17 protein-coding genes are annotated in these 16,768 nt (G+C 41.8%); 8 read left to right on the top strand and 9 right to left on the bottom strand.

The genetic code is table 11. The annotated features are described in order from the left end of the window. Positions 1 to 21 precede the first annotated feature (21 nt). Positions 22 to 1,254, bottom strand: a complete 1,233-nt coding sequence (locus tag AO498_RS03315; RefSeq protein ID WP_236778632.1) for an aspartyl protease family protein — start codon at positions 1,252 to 1,254, stop codon at positions 22 to 24. 231 nt (positions 1,255 to 1,485) lie between these two features. On the opposite strand from AO498_RS03315, the gene AO498_RS03310 reads away from it, so the two are divergent. After that, on the top strand, positions 1,486 to 1,959 hold the full coding sequence (locus tag AO498_RS03310) for a Fur family transcriptional regulator (protein ID WP_067550219.1): 474 nt from the start codon (positions 1,486 to 1,488) through the stop codon (positions 1,957 to 1,959). On the opposite strand, the gene AO498_RS03305 is transcribed toward AO498_RS03310, so the two are convergent. Then, complete coding sequence (locus AO498_RS03305; protein WP_067543736.1) at positions 1,946 to 2,386, bottom strand: SRPBCC family protein; 441 nt, start codon at positions 2,384 to 2,386, stop codon at positions 1,946 to 1,948. The two genes, AO498_RS03310 and AO498_RS03305, sit on opposite strands and share 14 nt — an antisense overlap. Beyond that, positions 2,386 to 3,051 (bottom strand): cytochrome c oxidase subunit 3, encoded by a 666-nt coding sequence (locus tag AO498_RS03300; RefSeq protein WP_236778631.1) that lies wholly within the window; start codon positions 3,049 to 3,051, stop codon positions 2,386 to 2,388. Before AO498_RS03300 ends, AO498_RS03305 begins: the two co-directional genes overlap by 1 nt. Positions 3,052 to 3,232: 181 nt before the next feature. On the opposite strand from AO498_RS03300, the gene mfd reads away from it, so the two are divergent. Both mfd and gldJ read left to right on the top strand, forming a co-directional pair. Further along, positions 3,233 to 6,583, top strand: coding sequence for a transcription-repair coupling factor (gene mfd / locus AO498_RS03295; protein WP_067543734.1), 3,351 nt, complete (start codon positions 3,233 to 3,235; stop codon positions 6,581 to 6,583). Positions 6,584 to 6,752: 169 nt separating this feature from the next. Next, on the top strand, positions 6,753 to 7,976 hold the full coding sequence (gldJ, locus tag AO498_RS03290) for a gliding motility lipoprotein GldJ (protein ID WP_067543732.1): 1,224 nt from the start codon (positions 6,753 to 6,755) through the stop codon (positions 7,974 to 7,976). Positions 7,977 to 8,095: 119 nt separating this feature from the next. Here the strand turns inward: gldJ and AO498_RS03285 are convergent, their stop codons facing one another. Beyond that, positions 8,096 to 8,878: an undecaprenyl-diphosphate phosphatase gene (locus AO498_RS03285; RefSeq protein ID WP_067550215.1), complete on the bottom strand. Its 783-nt coding sequence runs from the start codon at positions 8,876 to 8,878 to the stop codon at positions 8,096 to 8,098. A 197-nt stretch (positions 8,879 to 9,075) separates the two neighbouring features. Between AO498_RS03285 and AO498_RS03280 the strand changes: the two genes are divergently transcribed. Further along, positions 9,076 to 10,956, top strand: a complete 1,881-nt coding sequence (locus AO498_RS03280) for a DUF4139 domain-containing protein (RefSeq protein ID WP_067543730.1) — start codon at positions 9,076 to 9,078, stop codon at positions 10,954 to 10,956. A 55-nt stretch (positions 10,957 to 11,011) separates the two neighbouring features. On the opposite strand, the gene AO498_RS17180 is transcribed toward AO498_RS03280, so the two are convergent. The 4 genes from AO498_RS17180 to AO498_RS03265 are packed head-to-tail and all read right to left on the bottom strand — an operon-like array spanning position 11,012 to position 12,630. Beyond that, entirely contained in the window at positions 11,012 to 11,158 is a 147-nt protein-coding gene (locus tag AO498_RS17180) for a hypothetical protein (protein WP_157883964.1), read from the bottom strand. Positions 11,159 to 11,164: 6 nt separating this feature from the next. Further along, a complete protein-coding gene (locus tag AO498_RS03275) occupies positions 11,165 to 11,737 on the bottom strand; it encodes a hypothetical protein (RefSeq protein WP_067543728.1) in 573 nt (190 codons plus the stop codon). A 43-nt stretch (positions 11,738 to 11,780) separates the two neighbouring features. Beyond that, on the bottom strand, positions 11,781 to 12,062 hold the full coding sequence (locus AO498_RS03270; protein ID WP_067543727.1) for a winged helix-turn-helix domain-containing protein: 282 nt from the start codon (positions 12,060 to 12,062) through the stop codon (positions 11,781 to 11,783). Next, a complete protein-coding gene (locus AO498_RS03265) occupies positions 12,055 to 12,630 on the bottom strand; it encodes a hypothetical protein (RefSeq protein WP_067543724.1) in 576 nt (191 codons plus the stop codon). The genes AO498_RS03270 and AO498_RS03265 overlap by 8 nt, the downstream gene beginning before the upstream one ends. 117 nt (positions 12,631 to 12,747) lie before the next feature. Here AO498_RS03265 and AO498_RS03260 point away from each other — a divergent pair, with 117 nt between their 5' ends. Together AO498_RS03260 and AO498_RS03255 are read left to right on the top strand one after the other, a co-directional pair. Then, entirely contained in the window at positions 12,748 to 13,200 is a 453-nt protein-coding gene (locus AO498_RS03260) for a DUF1569 domain-containing protein (protein WP_067543722.1), read from the top strand. A 76-nt stretch (positions 13,201 to 13,276) separates the two neighbouring features. Then, entirely contained in the window at positions 13,277 to 13,717 is a 441-nt protein-coding gene (locus AO498_RS03255; protein WP_102135906.1) for a copper resistance protein NlpE, read from the top strand. Between the two features lie 3 nt (positions 13,718 to 13,720). On the opposite strand, the gene AO498_RS03250 is transcribed toward AO498_RS03255, so the two are convergent. Beyond that, complete coding sequence (locus AO498_RS03250) at positions 13,721 to 14,653, bottom strand: hydrogen peroxide-inducible genes activator (RefSeq protein ID WP_067543718.1); 933 nt, start codon at positions 14,651 to 14,653, stop codon at positions 13,721 to 13,723. Between the two features lie 203 nt (positions 14,654 to 14,856). Here AO498_RS03250 and AO498_RS03245 point away from each other — a divergent pair, with 203 nt between their 5' ends. Continuing rightward, on the top strand, positions 14,857 to 16,164 hold the full coding sequence (locus tag AO498_RS03245; protein WP_067543716.1) for a Gfo/Idh/MocA family protein: 1,308 nt from the start codon (positions 14,857 to 14,859) through the stop codon (positions 16,162 to 16,164). A 160-nt stretch (positions 16,165 to 16,324) separates the two neighbouring features. Further along, positions 16,325 to 16,768, top strand: a complete 444-nt coding sequence (locus AO498_RS03240) for a MarR family winged helix-turn-helix transcriptional regulator (RefSeq protein ID WP_067543714.1) — start codon at positions 16,325 to 16,327, stop codon at positions 16,766 to 16,768.

Genomic DNA, 16,768 nt, shown 5'->3' with positions numbered 1-16,768 from the left:
TATCTTTTGGCAAAAGGGACTTTAGATCTGCTTTTTAAGGAAAATACTGACCGTATAATCACTGTAATTCGTGAGGTCATTATTGATATAGCGCCTCATTTCCAGGACAATCTCCCTTCCCTCTTCAGATCGCATCAGCTTAAAGACATCTGGAAGTTCCCAAAGAAAAACCGGAACTTTATTGATGGACAAAATCTCATCAAATGGCAAAATCCCGACTTTATAGGCTGCTGACCCGGGTCTGACATCGCTTACATAGATTCTAATTTCATCTGTAGGAGTTTTCTTGATATTCATCCCGCTCATGTCAAATTCGAAAGGCTGGTAAAAGGTCTCCCCTCGCTTGACCAACATTCGCTCTCTGGGATAGTCCAAAATAATCCGCATCCTTCCAAGGACTTCCGAACCAAGGCTTCCCTTTCGTCCGGTTGCTTTGATCACTTCGCTAAAGTTATTTTCTTCAGGAAATGACGTCAGCACTTTTTTAAGAGACATTGATTTAAAATTTAAAGCCTCAACCCTTCCCATAAATCCATACAAAACGCCACCCAAGGACTGCCCAAGTTCTGATTCGATAAAAAGCTCCGGAAGGATGATGTCCGTCGATGTTTCTCGGTTGAGTAGTAGACCATGATTAGCTCCAGTATCGATCAGGAGCTTCGCATCGAGTTTTGAGCCGTCTTTTTGCTTGACTTTAGCTTGCACATAGGCTTTGCTGTCTTCAACGGACAAGGTTAACTTTTTGAATAAAGGTGGTCTCCATTTCAATTTATCGGATTGATAAAATTCCAAAAACCCCTCATCATAATTGATTTTTACAGGATTGTATTTGAAAAAATCATGGCCAATAATTCCATAAACCGGGACACCGATCACCGATTCCAACTCAAAGAAATCCTCCTCTAAAACCAACAGGCTCTGAAGCTGGCCCTGCACTGGTCCAAGGTCCAACGTATTGACTGGAGACACCTGAGCCCATATCCCGGTAGTTCCGTCTGCACCAATAATGTTAAGTCTTCGGGTATAGTCCAATCCCAAGGCATCTCCCAGCTTTTTACTGAATAGAATATTGGATCTAACTCCCGTATCAATCAGAAAATTGATCTTTTCATTTCCATTGATCGAAAGGGGAACAATTATCAAGCTATTGGAAGAATAGAATGGAATCCGAGCTTTTTTTACATCATCCTTAAGAAAAAATCCAGGTACTTGCCCCCAGCTTGCGGTGGTGGCAAACAAGAAAAAAAGAAGCATGAACCTGTTCCAATTCATCATAAATCACCCTTCGGAAGTCCCAAAAAGATAACGGATTTTACGCAAAGGCGTTCTCGAAAAAAGCCAAATACTTCTTTGGGACTTTCAATTTTTTTGTATCCAGAGTCTATTTATCAATTTAGACTCGAACCAAATAAGCTGAGAATTACCAAGGTCTTTTGTCAAAAAATCCGGAAACTTTCATCTTTAGCTATACAAGGAGATATTCTTATGGCAGACCAAGCACTGATTCAAAAAGCAAAAAAGATTTTTGAAAACTATCTACTCAAACAAGGAAGTCGAAAAACCCCTGAGCGCTTTTCGGTAATTGATGAATTATATGCACTTCCAGAAGACGAACACATCGATGTGGAAGGGCTTTTTCTGAAAATGCGAAACAAAGGTTACACCATCAGTCGAGCAACGATTTACAATACCTTGGACCTATTAGTCGATAGTGGCTTGGCGGTAAAACATCAATTCAAAGATAAAGTCGCTCTTTATGAACAAGCACTGACTTACAAGCATCATGACCACCATGTATGTAATCAATGTCGAAAAATCCGAGAGTTTTCTGATCCCAAAATCAATGAAATCAAAGAGGCAATGGGAAGGGAATTTCAGTCCTACATCACCAGTCATTCTTTGGTTCTTTACGGTGACTGCAAAGTCCTCAACTGCGAAAATTTACCTACCCATTCTTAAAAACCTTCCGGTAGATCGGCTTTCGATATGCGAATTGGAGCCAAAGGGTCGGATATAACAACCAAGTCAATACCCTAAACGGGCCTGTGTAAGATATTTCGTCCCGAATGATAGCTCCATTGCCCTGCCGGATAATTCGGTGTTTATGGCTCCAAGTTTTCAGGAAAAAAGGGAGCTGAATACCTTCATCCACAAAATAGAATTCGTTTTCATCCGTCGAATCCTCGGTTATTTCGCTTACCCATAGTTGACGAAATAGTAAAAAGTTCAATTCCAAAGAAACCAAATCACCCTTGGAGCACCCATCAAATCTCTTCACTCGAACTGGAGGAAACGGGGGTGCAAGTTTTTTGAATAGCGCTTCATTAAAGCCTTCCTTCACGGAAGAAACATTCGAATCAACTCGAGTTTCAAAGTTTAATCTCATCAGAAGCTAAGAATAAAGAGTAAAAACAAAACCAACCAAACTGCATCCATAAAATGCCAATACACGGTGAATAGCCTTATTCGCATTTTTTCATATGGATTGGTAACCAAAAGAAGTTTTTGCACACCGTCGTCTTGGGTTTTCCGCAATTGCATTAACAACAGCAATGCAAAAACCATGGCTCCTACAAGGTGTAGGACATGTATTCCTGAAAGTACATAAAGAAAACTTCCACTTGGAATTCCAGTAAAACGGATGCCCATGTCTCCAAGCTCTTTCCATCCGGCGATTTGTAGCACGGTGAAGGCCAAACCAAGCCAAAACGTATTTCGCAGCGATGATTCCAATTTGGGGATATCTTCTTCCTGGTAATAGAGTCTCATTTTTGTGGCTGTATATCCGGATAAAATCAGCAATAAGGTCGATATCAAAAAAGCATTCGGCATCCTATGATTCAAGCCTTCCAATTGATGTAATCCAGAAGAAATAAAGGCAACCACCAAAAAAAGGAAGATCAAGCCACTCCCGATCATGGCCAGATAAAGAAGGGTTTCATAGGGATGAAGGCTTTCCAGCCGTTGAAGCCAAGTTTTATCGGTTCGTTGAGATTGTCCTTTCATCTTTTTGGATAGAATCATCAATTTACCCTGCACAGCTAGTAGCATCAGCAGGGGCTTGCCTTGTTCAAAACATTTTACCAGTGCCTTGGTTCAAAAATTGGTCAAATCTCTTGTTTAGGCCAAAATCAGCTAACTTTACCAGCTAGAAAAGTTGAAAAAAACTCACTTCTAGTAAAGAGGCTTTTACAAATCATCCACGTATTCTACCTATTAATTCCTTCCCGTTTTGGACAGAATTGCTCTTCTACATATTTACCAATCTGATCCTATCTTCCAGACTTTATCTCTCCAGCTCAATCAGGCAAATGGGGAGAATCTAGCCATCAAAGGCCTTTCTGGGAGCTTGGACATGGTCTTGTTTTGCTCCTTGTTTGAAAAATTCGGAGGTACACATCTGATTATCGCCCAAGATCGGGAAGAGGCTGCCTATCTCAATTCAGACATTCAAAACCTTCTGGGCACCGAGGAATATTTGATCTTTCCGGGTAGCTACAAGCGACCTTATCAATATGATGAAATCGATAATGCGAACATCCTCATACGAGCAGAAATGCTCAATCGATTGGTAGAACAAAAAAATAAGCCGCTTATCGTCATCACCTATCCGGAGGCCCTGTACGAAAAAGTAATCAACAAAAGGTCTTTGGTCGAAAATACCTTCAGTGCCAAAGTTGGGGAATCAGTGGATATGGAATTCGTGTCCGAATTGCTGAGTAGCTACGATTTTGAGCGAACAGATTTCGTCTACGAGCCCGGACAATTTGCCATTCGAGGAGGGATTCTGGATGTATTTTCTTACAGTCATGAGCATCCTTATCGCCTGGAATTATTTGGAAAAGAGATTGAAAGCATCCGGACATTTGATCCGGAAAGTCAGCTCTCCATTGCTACAGTTGATGAAATTTCATTAGTTCCGAACGTACAAACCAAGCTTTTGAAAGAGGAGCGTAAATCGCTATTAAGCTTTCTTCCTTCCGAAGCGAAAATTTGGATCAAAGACTATCAGCTCACCTTGGATGTGATGGATGAATGCTTCCACAAGGCGCAGCAAGCCTTTGATCAAATCGTCAAACAGACTCAAACGGAAAAGCTTTTATTACAACCTGAGCACCTATTTGACAGTGGGATAGTGTTTGCAAAGGAGCTGAAATCTGCCAGGATCATCGAATTTGGAAGACAATTTTACCTCAAAAACACGGTAAAAATCTCCTGGGATAGCCAGCCACAACCTTCTTTCAATAAGAACTTTGATCTTTTGGTCGAAAACCTTTCTTCCAACGAGAAGCAAGGAATTACCAATTTGGTTACGGCTGAAAATGAAAAGCAAATCGACCGCCTTCTGGGAATATTCCAAGAACTAGATCCAACCCTTCAAGTACAAACACTCCGAATTGGCTTACGGGAAGGATTTGTGGATCGCAATCTGAAACTTGCCTGCTATACCGATCACCAGCTTTTTGAGCGATTTCATCGTTACAAAACCCGCACGAAGGCAAGTAAATCTAAAGCCCTAACCATTAAAGAACTGAAGTCACTTCACCCTGGGGATTACATTGTCCACGTGGATTATGGAGTGGGTAGATTTGCTGGTCTCGAAAAAGTCGATGTGGGAGGCAAAATGCAGGAAGCTGTGCGACTCATCTTTCGAGACGATGATCTTTTATACGTCAACATTCACGCCCTCCACAAGATCTCCAAATACTCTGGACAGGAAGGACAAGTTCCATCGATGTCTAAATTGGGATCGCCTGATTGGGAAAACAAAAAGTCGAGGGTAAAAAAACAAGTCAAAGACATTGCCAAGGACTTGATCGCTTTGTATGCAAAACGAAGAGGAGCTCCTGGATTTGCATTTTCCCCAGACTCAGTTTTACAAGTGGAATTAGAATCTTCTTTTATCTATGAAGATACCCCTGACCAAGCATCCTCCACATCAGATGTCAAATCCGATATGGAAAAAAGTTATCCCATGGACCGCTTGGTTTGTGGAGATGTAGGTTTTGGGAAGACTGAAGTAGCGGTAAGAGCCGCATTCAAAGCAGTCAATGACCGGAAACAAGTGGCAGTCTTGGTGCCTACCACCATTTTGGCCATGCAACACTATCAGACCTTTAAGGAAAGGCTAAGTAATTTTCCAGTAAAGGTGGATTATATCAACCGCTTCCGTTCTGCCAAAGATTTGAAAATCATCAAAGAGCAGGTGAAAAGCGGGGAAATTGACATTCTGGTAGGGACACACAAGATTGTTGGCAAAGACCTTGAATTCAAAGATTTAGGACTTTTGATCATAGACGAAGAGCAGAAATTTGGCGTTAAGGTCAAGGATCAATTAAAAAACATTCGGGTGAATGTGGATGTCTTGACCCTTACAGCGACTCCTATTCCTCGTACACTTCACTTCTCACTGATGGGAGCTAGAGACTTGTCCGTCATTTCTACTCCGCCTCCTAACAGACAGCCAGTAACTACTGAAGTACAAACTTTCCAAGAAGAAGTGATCAGAGACGCAGTGGCTTATGAACTCCGAAGAGGAGGTCAAGTTTTCTTTGTCCATAACCGAGTGGGTGAAATTGACAGCATTGCAAATTTGATCAAAAAGCTCGTGCCTGATTCCCGTGTAATCGGCGCACATGGACAAATGGACGGCAAAAAGCTGGAAAACATCATGGTTGACTTCATCAATCACGAATACGATGTGCTCGTCTCCACCAATATCATCGAATCAGGTCTCGATATCCCCAATGCCAATACCATCATCATCAACCGTGCGCACATGTTTGGCTTGAGTGATCTTCATCAAATGCGAGGCCGAGTGGGACGAAGTAACAAGAAGGCATTTTGCTACTTACTCACTCCTCCTATGTCTGGCTTGACTCCAGAAGCTAGAAAAAGGCTACAAACTTTAGAAGAATTCTCTGACTTAGGAGATGGATTTAAAGTAGCGATGAAAGATCTAGACATTCGGGGTGCAGGAAATCTTTTGGGTGCGGAGCAAAGCGGTTTTATAACAGATCTTGGATTTGAGATGTACCATAAAATCTTGGATGAGGCTGTTCAAGAACTTAAGGAAACTGAATTTGCAGCCCTTTTTGAAACAGATCTGAAAGAAAAAGTAAAGGTTTTAGTCCAAGATTGTACCATAGAAACCGACTTGGAATTGTTAATTCCAGAGGAATATGTTTCCAATATCAGCGAGCGATTAGGCCTTTATTCCAAGCTGGACAGCATTAAAAACGAGGAGGAATTGGCTAAATTCTCTCAAATGCTTCAAGATCGATTTGGTCCAATTCCCAAGACAGTGGAAGACTTAATGGAGACTGTTCGTTTACGTTGGGTCGCAGAAACACTTGGAATTGAGAAGCTTGTGTTGAAAAACAAGCAGATGAAGTGCTACCTTTTACCTTCCAATAGAGATGATTTCTATTCTTCCCCAGTATTCGGGCAGATTATGAAGTTTGCTCAAGTCCATCCTAAGACCTGCAAAATAAAAGAGCACAAGAATCGTTTAATTCTGACAGTCGAGGAAGTCCAACGCATTCAAAAGGCTCAAAAATTGCTCGAAGAGATGAAAAATTGAAAAAATTAACTGGCATAAATATTGCAATTTGCTCAATCAATTTTGTCGGTTTTAGGCGTTTTTGATGCTAAGGGATCATACTTGGTGGATAAACAATAAAAGCCAAATTGGTATTAAGCTACCAATGCCTCTATATTTATAGCTTGAATTTGAAAAAACGTTAGATACTATGCGTCTAAGCAAAAATTCCTTGGGAATGTGGGCAAGTGCCCTAGCACTGGTTTCAATATCATTGCTTTCTTCCTGCCAAAAAACCCCTGGTTATGGCCGACGAACTGCCGGAGATCCAGGAAAGCGAAGTGCAACTACTGGGGCAGATTTTTCTTTTGATGAGAAAGATACCACCCAATTTTTCGTCTCTCGAAATGCAGAACAAATTCCAGGTCCAAACTTGAAGTTTATCCAAGGCGGTCGTACCGTTTTAGGGTCGCAAGAGGAGGATATTATGGCTTTCAGAGATAACTTGGAAAGAACCGTATCCATTGCTTCATTCTACATGGATGAAACAGAAATGACCAATAACGACTATAGAGAATTCCTTTTCGATATGAGAAAGCGAGTAAGCGCGGACTCTGTATTGAAATTGGAGCCTTCTGAAAATGTTTGGTCAGGTGCTATGTCTTTCAATGATTTATATCAATCCTATTATTTCAGATTCCCTGGATTTAATTTTTATCCAGTAGCTGGTGTCTCTTGGACCCAAGCAAAAGCATACGCAACGTGGAGAACTGAGTACGTTCAGGATTTGATCAAAAAGGAAAGAGAACTTGACTCTACTATGACCAAAAACCAATTGATTGAACGAGGCGTAGCTCTTGCAGAATTCAGACTACCGAATGAAGCAGAATGGGAATATGCTGCTAAGGCAATGATTGGAACTCAATACCTAGACGAAAACCAAGAATACGGAAGAATATATCCATGGGATGGTAGAGGGATTCGAAATCCATACAATGTGAAGCGAAAAGGAAAGCAAGGTGACTTTTTGGCCAACTTCAAACGAGGTCGTGGTGATTACGCCGGTATTTCTGGAAATCAGCGAAATGACGGTGAAATCCTTCCTACCAACGTTTACGACATGGCTCCCAATGATTTTGGTTTGTACCACATGGCTGGAAACATGAACGAATGGGTGTATGACGTGTATCGTCCAATGACTTATCAAGATGCGGATGATTTGAATCCGTTGAGAAGGGATGGCGTGTATGATGATGAGGATAACTATGAGACTTCCTTATTCACTGACGAAATGAGAGTGTACAAAGGAGGATCTTGGAGAGATGTGGCTTATTGGTTAGCTCCTGGTACTCGTCGATTTATGCATCAAGATTCAGCTACCAACCATATTGGTTTCCGCTGCGCTATGATCTCTATTGGAGAAAAAGGAAAATAAATCATCTATTCCTAGGAAAACAAAAAGGCCCAGTATCGCTACTGGGCCTTTTTGTTTCAATTTGGTTTTACTTTTTATTACTATAATTCCTTAAGAATCTTTTTGGCTATTTCATTGGATTAGCCCAAATCAGCCCCCCACATCAAGATCAAAAATACAATCCCCAACACAATCCGATACCAACCGAAAGCGGTAAATCCATGATTGGAAACATATTTTAAAAACAGTTTCACTGCAAACCAAGCCGAGACAAAAGCTACTCCAAATCCTATCGCCAACATGGAAAGTTGCTCAGAAGTAAACGCTAAATCTGACTTAATGAGGTCATATCCTCCAGCCGCCATCATGGTAGGTACCGCCAAAAGGAAAGAAAACTCAGTCGCCTGCTTTTTATCCAATCCATTAAAAACACCTCCAATAATAGTAGCTGCGGCTCGGGAGGTACCGGGTACCATCGAAAGACACTGACATAGGCCGATAAAGAAGGCGTTTTTGTAAGAAATATCCTCGACCTCCTTCAGTGAGGTTTCTTGATTGACTACTTTTTTGTCAATCAAAATCAAAATCACACCTCCCAAGATCAAGGAAACAGAGACTACGATGGGATTAAACAGGTAGCCTTTGATAAAATCATAGGCCAAAAGTCCGATGACTGCAGTGGGCAAGAATGCAGCAAAAAGCTTAAAGTAAATATTCAGGCTGCGGAAAAACCGCTTGATATACATGAGTGCTATGGCCAAAATCGCCCCAAGCTGAATAAAAACCTCGAAGGTTTTCACAAATTCATCCTCGTGGATACCCATCGCCGCCGAAGCCAAAATCATATGTCCGGTGGAAGAAATCGGTAAAAACTCAGTTAGACCTTCAATTATGGCAATGAGGATACTTTGAAAAAGAGTCATAAAGTTTAGTGCTTGTTTAATAAAATTTAATTCATCAGTAGGCTCCATGAGCCTTTTTAATACCAATTGGACTTCCCAACAAAACTAATCAACGTCGAGTGACCCAACTGCAAAAACTGGAATTTTTGACAGATTTTATGATGAGCTGTTGCCTTTTACTCAAAATATTCGTTGTTTCTAAGCTAAATGATTTTGCCATGAAACGACTAATTTTTCCCGCTTTCCTATTGGTTTTTGTTTTCAAAGGACTCAGTCAGGAGATCAAAGAGACGCCTTTGAAAAGCCAAATAAAGGATATTACATTGTTCCTTTCAGGAGCTCAGGTTTTTGAAACAGCCTCTGGCCAAATTCCAGCTGGGGAGTCTATCGTAGTACTTAAAGGCCTTTCGCCATACCTTGACGAAAAAAGCATTCAAGTAAAAGCTCAGGGTAATTTCACTATTCAGGCTGTTAATAAAAGACTGGATTATTTGAGTGAAAATGAGCAGGGCGAAAAAGTAAAAGAACTAGAAAATCAGATTGGGACTATTCAAAAGTCTCAAACCTTGGCTCAAAACAGACTTCAGGTTTTATCTAACAAGGCAAGTTTACTCTCTGCCAACAAAGACCTCGGCGGCAGTCAAACCGGTCCATCCATGGCGGAGTTGAAAACAGCTTTAGATTTTTTTGACAGCGAACTCACCAAAATCACCAATGAGGAACTTCAGATAAAGTCCAAGATCGCAGAAAACGAAAGGGAACTAGAGCGCTTGCGAAATCAAATCAGCGCCATGCGTGAAAGCCAAAACAAATCAACTTCAGAAATCCGCATCCGAGTTAAAGCTTCATCTTCGGGGACGGGTAGCTTTCAAATCAACTACCTCGTAGCTAATGCCGGCTGGTATCCCAAGTATGATGTCCGAGTAAAAACCATCAACGATCCTCTTAAAATCACTTATAAAGCGGAAGTATATCAAAACACGGGTGTGGATTGGAAAAATGTGAAGCTGCGCTTTTCAAATGCTAATCCCAACCAAAGTGGACAGGCTCCATTACTTGAAAAGTGGGAACTGAACTATGCACGTTTTACTACAGTAAATAAATTTGCATTACCTCCTGTACCAGGCCAAGTAAGCGGAGTGGTCCTAGACTCAAATGGAGAACCTATACCAGGAGCCACAGTCTTGGTAAAAGGAACCACAATTGGTACTGCTACAGATTTGGACGGCAGATATTCGATCACTATCCCACCTTCTTCCCAAAGTCTTGTTTATTCATTTGTTGGTTTCTCTACGCAAGAAGTACCTATTCAAGGAAGATCTACCATCAGTGTGAGTATGCAAGAGGATGTTTCAATGCTTCAAGAGGTAGTGGTGGCTGGTTACTCTAACTCCATGGATCGATCTCTTCAGGGACGTGTAGCCGGAGTGAATGTAAGAAGTAAAAGAGAACTTGAAGCAACGCCATTGCTTACTTCCTTTGTCGAAAATCAAACCACTGTGGAAATAGAGGTAGCTGAGCCATATTCGATCAAAACCAATGGAGAACGAACTTTGGTAGATCTAAAAACCTATGATATCCCAGCAAATTATCTATACACTGCCATCTCAAAATTGGACAAAGATGCCTTCCTAATAGCCGAAATCACCGATTGGAGTCAATACAGTCTGCTCGAGGGAGAAAGCAATCTGTACTTTGAGGAGGGGTTTGTTGGTAGGTCTCTTTTGAACGCTGCAGCTCTTCAGGATACACTTCAAATTTCCATGGGACGTGATCGCTCGATCGTAATGCAGCGTGAAAAAGTAGATCAATTCTCCAAGAAACGAACCATCGGATCCAGCATCACCGAAAGTAGGGGATACGAAATCACATTAAAAAACAACAAATCCCAAGCAATCACCCTTTTGGTCAAGGATCAGATTCCTGTATCCGTCAATTCCAATATCAGTGTAAGTCCTGGAGAACTAAGCGGCGGAAAATTAGACCCCCAAACTGGAATTATAACTTGGGAAATACGCCTGGCTCCTGGAACCCAGCAAAAGGTTTCTTTCCAATATGAGGTCAAGTATCCAAAAAGTGAACGGATAATTTTAGACTAAACCCAAAAAAGCAGCGGTCAGTGGCCGCTGCTTTTTCGATGGTAAAACCTTTAATTCAATTCAAATTGGCCAGAAGACCTTTGGCCACCCAATGAAAGTTAGGCTCTAGTTTCACGGCCTGAGTCCAGATTTCTTTGGCTTTAGCCTCATTTCCTTTTTCCTGATAGATCATTCCCATCCAAGCCATATTGTCCAAATACATCCAATCCTACTCCTTTCCGGATTTTTCGAAAGCCTGATTTGACTTTTGGAAAAGAGCAAGTGCTTCGTCTTTGTCTCCTCCCCAGGTTTCCGGAGTGAAATACTTATTCCCTGCCATCATTTTCAGTACGATCGGCGAATTGGGAGCTTGGGCAAAAGCTTCCTCCAGTAAACCTGAGCTCTTTGGTCCCAAAAACATTCCTTTCATCGGATTGTAAGCAATTTTGTAACCATGGAGCGAAGAAAGTAGCGCCTTAGCCTCAGCCCCGTAGGTTTGGGATGAACTCAGGGCTTTAAGTCTTTTTTCCAATCCGTCCGCATAGGCATCAAATAGGCGCTCATCCTGATCGACCATCGTGACATTAAGCAGACCATATTCCATCAGGGCTAGGTCAAAAGAAGTCCTTTCATTGGGCTGAATCTGATGGGCCTGAGTGGCAAGTGCCACATTTTGCTTCCAGGAATTTTTGTCCTGGATGAGGTAAGCCTGATAGCTGAGTCGCTTGAGGTCTTGGGGAAATCCCAAGGCCGTCAGGGTTGCCATTACTAAAAAAGCGAAAATTCTAGAATGCGTTTTCATAACATAAATTGATTTATTTTATAAACTTAAATGAGAAAATTTTTTAAGAAATATAGTTTTTCAGATTTTCGACATACTCCTCAAATGCTTTTACGCCTGTTGAAGTAATCTTGCAGGTAGTAAGTGGTCGCTTTCCCTTGAAGGATTTTTCGATCGAGATATACCCTGCTTTCTCCAGCTTGTCGAGCTGTACGCTCAGATTACCCGCTGTCGATTCTGTTTTTTCTTTGATAAAGGTAAAATCAGCCTCCTCCAGCCCGATCAAAAGGGACATGATCGCAAGTCTGAGTTGCGAATGAAGGAGAGGATCTAGAGGCTTAAACACGACTTTTAAATTTGTTTTTCAATAAATATCCAGGGACCAAATAGCCGAATACCATAGCAATGCCCGCTACGAGATATTGCTCGTCAACAGGCAGCAAAAATCCGATAATCGAACCCAGGAACAAAACCAATCCTCCCAATTTGACCGAATTGTCTTTAATAATCGCTCCGGTGACGAATACACCCACTGCCGCCAAAAGCAAAATGACAGGATTGTGTCGAAACGCTAAGGCCGGCATAAAAGCCAAGACAATCACCATTCCTCCAAATACAGCCACCCAAAGCTGCCCTAATAAATCATCCAAATGAGTCTTGATACGAGATGCTTTTCGCTTCTTGAACTCATGTGCAAAACTCCAACCTAAGGCAGGAATCACCGCCAACCAAACGATATAGGGCATTTCATATCGGGACTTGGCCAAGAAATAATGCCCAAAATTGCACAAGGTAATTACCCAGCCCCAGAGCAATAGCTGAAAGCTTCCATCTCCGGCGGCTTCCTTTTTGGCCTTTTGGATCATCTCCGTGATCAGTGCCAAGGATTCCGAACTGCTTAATTGTTTTTCCATGATTTATGATTTTAAAATCAATAACGAAACAAGTATAAATAGGTTTACAATATAAACCTATTTATATCAAAAATTTTTCTCCTTTTTCCCTAAATTACTTCCGTCAAACCCGCAGCTATGAAAAATATCTTTGACTCCCAAGTTACCGCTGAATTGATCGATCGGATCAACCATCTTAAACCTGATACCCCAGCACTTTGGGGAAAAATGTCCGTGGATCAAATGCTTGCCCATTGTTCGGTTACCTACGAAATGGCATTTACCAACAAGCATCCTAAGCCAAATCCGATTATGAGACTGCTTCTGAAAGCATTTGTCAAAAACGGTGTGGTCAATGAAGTCCCATACAAGAAAAATATTAGGACGGCTCCTGTTTTTATTATTCCGGACCGTAGAAATTTTGAAGAGGAAAAAGCTCGGCTTATTAATTATTTACAGCATACCCTTGCACTAGGCAGAGATCATTTTGAAGGAAAAGAATCCCTGTCTTTTGGTCCTTTAAGCTCCTTAGAGTGGAATAATATGTTTTACAAACACCTTGACCATCATCTTACTCAATTTGGGGTATAAGGTAGGTAGACCTTGATTTACCATCGTTAAAGGTGACATTCAAATGATGAAAAGGAATTTCTACTCAGCTTTACTTATGGTATTCCTTGTAGCTTGCCATCAAAACAAGGAACAGGATCAAATGGAAGGTAACACCCAAGTGGAAGCCCGAAACCTGATTAATGAACCTGTTCTTTCGTCCCCCGACAATTCCCAAACGGCTCTGGATTGGACAGGTACCTACTTCAATGTCCTTCCATGCGCAAGTTGCGAAGGGATAGAAACATGGCTGACTTTAAATCCAGACCAAAGCTTTGAATTGAAGACCAATTATCTAGGCTTAAATGATGCCCGCGAGGAAATTTTCACAGGAAAATTTACTTGGAATGAAGAAGGCTCTAGCATCCAGCTTTTGGGTTTGATTGGAGATACTCCGGGGAAATACAAGGTCGGAGAAAACCAAATCTGGCACCTCGATCAAGAAGGAAATAAAATTAAAGGGCAATTGGCAGATCGTTATATCCTCCACAAAAAATAAATCCTACTTAAACCTCACCACTTTACCATGAGCCTTGGAAGTCATTTCCTGAGGGATAGCTTCGGTGATTTCCTTATATAAAAGCTCGACCAACTTTTGCTTCAGAAAATTCCGATTCAAAATAATGCTCACCTCACGGATGGGTGCTGTCCCTTTGAAGGGCCGCAGTCTTGATTTTTCCTCATCCGACAAATCTACAGTAGCCAATTCAGGCAGGAGTGTTACCCCTTCATATCGATTGACCATATTGCGCAGCCCCTCAAGAGAACCACTTTCATAATGGAAGTTTTTATGTCCAGCCATTCGCTGATCACAAAAGCTAATCACCTGATCTCTGAAACAATGCCCTTGCTGCAAGATCCATAACTCATCCGATTTCAGTTGTTGGGCTGTGATTTCAGTCTCTCGAAGGAGTTGATGTCCTTTGGAAAAGTAAGCGTAAAACTTTTCGTAAAACATGGGTTTTTCGACAATTCCTGACTCATCCAACGGAGTCACAATAATCCCCAAATCGAGTTCATCGTTCTTAAGCTTTTTGACTACCTCCTCGGTGACCATTTCGTGAACCTCCAACTTGACATTCGGATATTTATCCAAAAATTTCCGGATAAAGCGATGCAAAAGGTACGGAGCAAGGGTAGGAATTATACCCATTTTCAAGGTGCCCGAAATATCTCCTTTAAGCTGAGCTACCAGCTCTAAAATTCCTCTACTTTCAGAAACTACCTTCTTGGCCTGAGCGATGATCTGTACTCCGATTTCCGTTGGAATGACAGGCATTTTGCTTCGATCAAATAAGATTACACCGAGCTCTTTTTCCAATTTTCCCAATTGGGCGCTGAGGGTAGGCTGAGTCACAAAGCAGGATTCTGCAGCATGTCCAAAGTGACGATGCTTATCCACTGCGATCAGGTATTCCAGTTGTTGGATGGTCATTTTGATAGAAAATTTCTATGACAAGAAAGGAAAAAGATCCCAAAAGAGTTCAAACAAAAAAACTGAATAAAGTCACAAAACCCGGCCTTTCATCTTGAATTATCCTTCTTTTATCAAAATAGCGAGAGGAAATTTCGAAAGCAGGATCCTTTCTGATAATTTATTATACATTTTGTGCATTATTCTCTAAACCCAATAACCTCATGAGCGGCAATTCATTCTCTCGACGAAAATTTCTCAGCACCAGTCTTTTGACTACTGCAGGTGCCAGTTTAATCCCTGGACTTTCCTTTGCTTCTTCAGATTCTTCTCCATTCCAACCCGCTCACGAACGAGTCCGACTTGGATTCATTGGGGTAGGCAGACAGGCCATGGGGCTATTGAACAATTTTATGCGGATTCCAGGCGTCGAAGCTGTTGCGGCGGCGGATGTCTATGCCATCAAGAGAGAACGATTTGCATTACGTGTTCAGAAAAATCTTACTGAGGCCGGAAAGCCCTATGTCGCTCCTAAATTATACGAAGACTATCGAGAGCTTTTAGCAAACCCTGAAGTCGATGCCGTAGTAATTGCCTCTCCAGATCATTGGCATGCCTTGATGGCAATAGATGCCTGTCGCGCCAAAAAAGATATTTACCTAGAAAAGCCTTTGACTTTTACCATCAAAGAAGGTCAGGAGTTGGTCAAAGCCGTTCGAGAAAATGGAGTCGTTCTGGCAGTCGGATCTATGCAACGGGCCGCTGTAAACTTCCAGACCGCAGCCATGCATGTACAGCGAGGGCGACTAGGAAAAATATCACAAGTGCTAGTCCATGTCGGTGACAATCCCCACCCAAAACCCTATGATCTTGCGGAGGAAGCAATTCCTTCCGGATTAAATTGGGAAAAATGGCTTGGTCCTATACCTACCTTGCCATTCAATGATTTGTTGAATCCTGGCATTTCTTTAAACCCAGAAAAAAATGAATCGGCCTGGGGTGCATGGCGCTGGTACCAAGAAACAGGAGGAGGATTGATGACCGATTGGGGAGCTCACATGATCGACATCGCTCAGTGGGGACTCAGCATGGATCGAAATGGACCCATTGAAGTTATTCCGGCCTCAGGTGATCAACCACTTACCTATCGTTATGCAAATGGAGTGGAAGTATTGATTACCAAATTTGACGAGGGAAGACAAGGCGTAAAATTTTTGGGTGAAAAGGGTTGGATCAAAGTATCACGAGGCAACTATGATACTTCTCTTGCTGAGTTGCAAATAGGAAAAGAACCAGAAAATTTCAGCTTTGGAGCTCATCATGTGGACTTTATCGACTGTATCCGAAAGAGAAAAGATCCAATCGTTCCTGTGGAAGTTGGGCACAGCACTTGTTCGGCCTGCACCATCGGCAATATCGCTCACCAGCTGCGAAGACCGCTCAAGTGGGATCCTATTGCCCAAGTTTTCAAGGATGATTGGGAAGCAAACTCCAAGCTTCATTACGTGTACCAAAGAGGCCTATCTCTTTGATTTAAGAATCGGAAATGCGGGAAATCATTCCTCCAAAACACTCCTATTGGTTTATTTAGGATTTGGTTATCCCAATGTGGATAAAAAAACTAGCCCATTTCTTCACAAAAATTTTTCAAACAGGATTGAAAACAAGTAGATTGTATTCAATCCTGTTTTTATGATCAATCCTAACGAATTTCCGACTCTTCATCTTTCCCAGCTCCTTTATTCCAGCTCAAGACTTTTGATCCAACAAATTCAGCTACAGCTTAATCCCCTAGGGATAACATATCTACAGTTTTTGGTTCTGTCTATCCTATGGGAAGAAGATGGACTAAAAGTCCATGAACTTGGCTCCAAACTCCAACTCGATTCTGGCACATTAACTCCCTTGCTTAAAAAGCTGGAAGCCCAAAATTTACTCAAGCGTAAAAGAGGGGATGTCGACGAGCGAACGGTGAGCATTCATTTGACTTATCCCGGAAAATCTCTTCAATCCAAAACCTTGGGTGCCCTTCGAGAGTTGGAAGTCCAACTAACCCAAAAATTTGGTGAATCGACTTCCTCGCTTCAGCCAACCTTAGCGGGTCTTTTAGAACAACTCAAATCATCAAAAACGTAA

It is taken from the genome of Algoriphagus sanaruensis, from assembly GCF_001593605.1.
In the GTDB taxonomy this organism is placed as follows: Bacteria; Bacteroidota; Bacteroidia; order Cytophagales; family Cyclobacteriaceae; genus Algoriphagus; species Algoriphagus sanaruensis.
Note: the sequence above shows the minus strand (reverse complement) of the source record. Positions and strands in the feature narration are given on the sequence as shown.

Bases quoted from the DNA above. Each gene is read 5' to 3' on its own strand.
- AO498_RS03250 (WP_067543718.1), bottom strand. From the start codon at position 14,653: ATGACCATCCAACAACTGGAATACCTGATCGCAGTGGATAAGCATCGT.
- AO498_RS03305 (WP_067543736.1), bottom strand. From the start codon at position 2,386: ATGAGATTAAACTTTGAAACTCGAGTTGATTCGAATGTTTCTTCCGTG.
- AO498_RS17180 (WP_157883964.1), bottom strand. From the start codon at position 11,158: ATGTATTTGGACAATATGGCTTGGATGGGAATGATCTATCAGGAAAAA.
- AO498_RS03255 (WP_102135906.1), top strand. From the start codon at position 13,277: ATGGTATTCCTTGTAGCTTGCCATCAAAACAAGGAACAGGATCAAATG.
- AO498_RS03265 (WP_067543724.1), bottom strand. From the start codon at position 12,630: ATGGAAAAACAATTAAGCAGTTCGGAATCCTTGGCACTGATCACGGAG.
- AO498_RS03300 (WP_236778631.1), bottom strand. From the start codon at position 3,051: ATGCTACTAGCTGTGCAGGGTAAATTGATGATTCTATCCAAAAAGATG.
- AO498_RS03315 (WP_236778632.1), bottom strand. From the start codon at position 1,254: ATGCTTCTTTTTTTCTTGTTTGCCACCACCGCAAGCTGGGGGCAAGTA.
- AO498_RS03245 (WP_067543716.1), top strand. From the start codon at position 14,857: ATGAGCGGCAATTCATTCTCTCGACGAAAATTTCTCAGCACCAGTCTT.
- AO498_RS03240 (WP_067543714.1), top strand. From the start codon at position 16,325: ATGATCAATCCTAACGAATTTCCGACTCTTCATCTTTCCCAGCTCCTT.
- AO498_RS03260 (WP_067543722.1), top strand. From the start codon at position 12,748: ATGAAAAATATCTTTGACTCCCAAGTTACCGCTGAATTGATCGATCGG.
- gldJ (WP_067543732.1), top strand. From the start codon at position 6,753: ATGCGTCTAAGCAAAAATTCCTTGGGAATGTGGGCAAGTGCCCTAGCA.
- AO498_RS03310 (WP_067550219.1), top strand. From the start codon at position 1,486: ATGGCAGACCAAGCACTGATTCAAAAAGCAAAAAAGATTTTTGAAAAC.
- AO498_RS03275 (WP_067543728.1), bottom strand. From the start codon at position 11,737: ATGAAAACGCATTCTAGAATTTTCGCTTTTTTAGTAATGGCAACCCTG.
- AO498_RS03280 (WP_067543730.1), top strand. From the start codon at position 9,076: ATGAAACGACTAATTTTTCCCGCTTTCCTATTGGTTTTTGTTTTCAAA.
- AO498_RS03285 (WP_067550215.1), bottom strand. From the start codon at position 8,878: ATGACTCTTTTTCAAAGTATCCTCATTGCCATAATTGAAGGTCTAACT.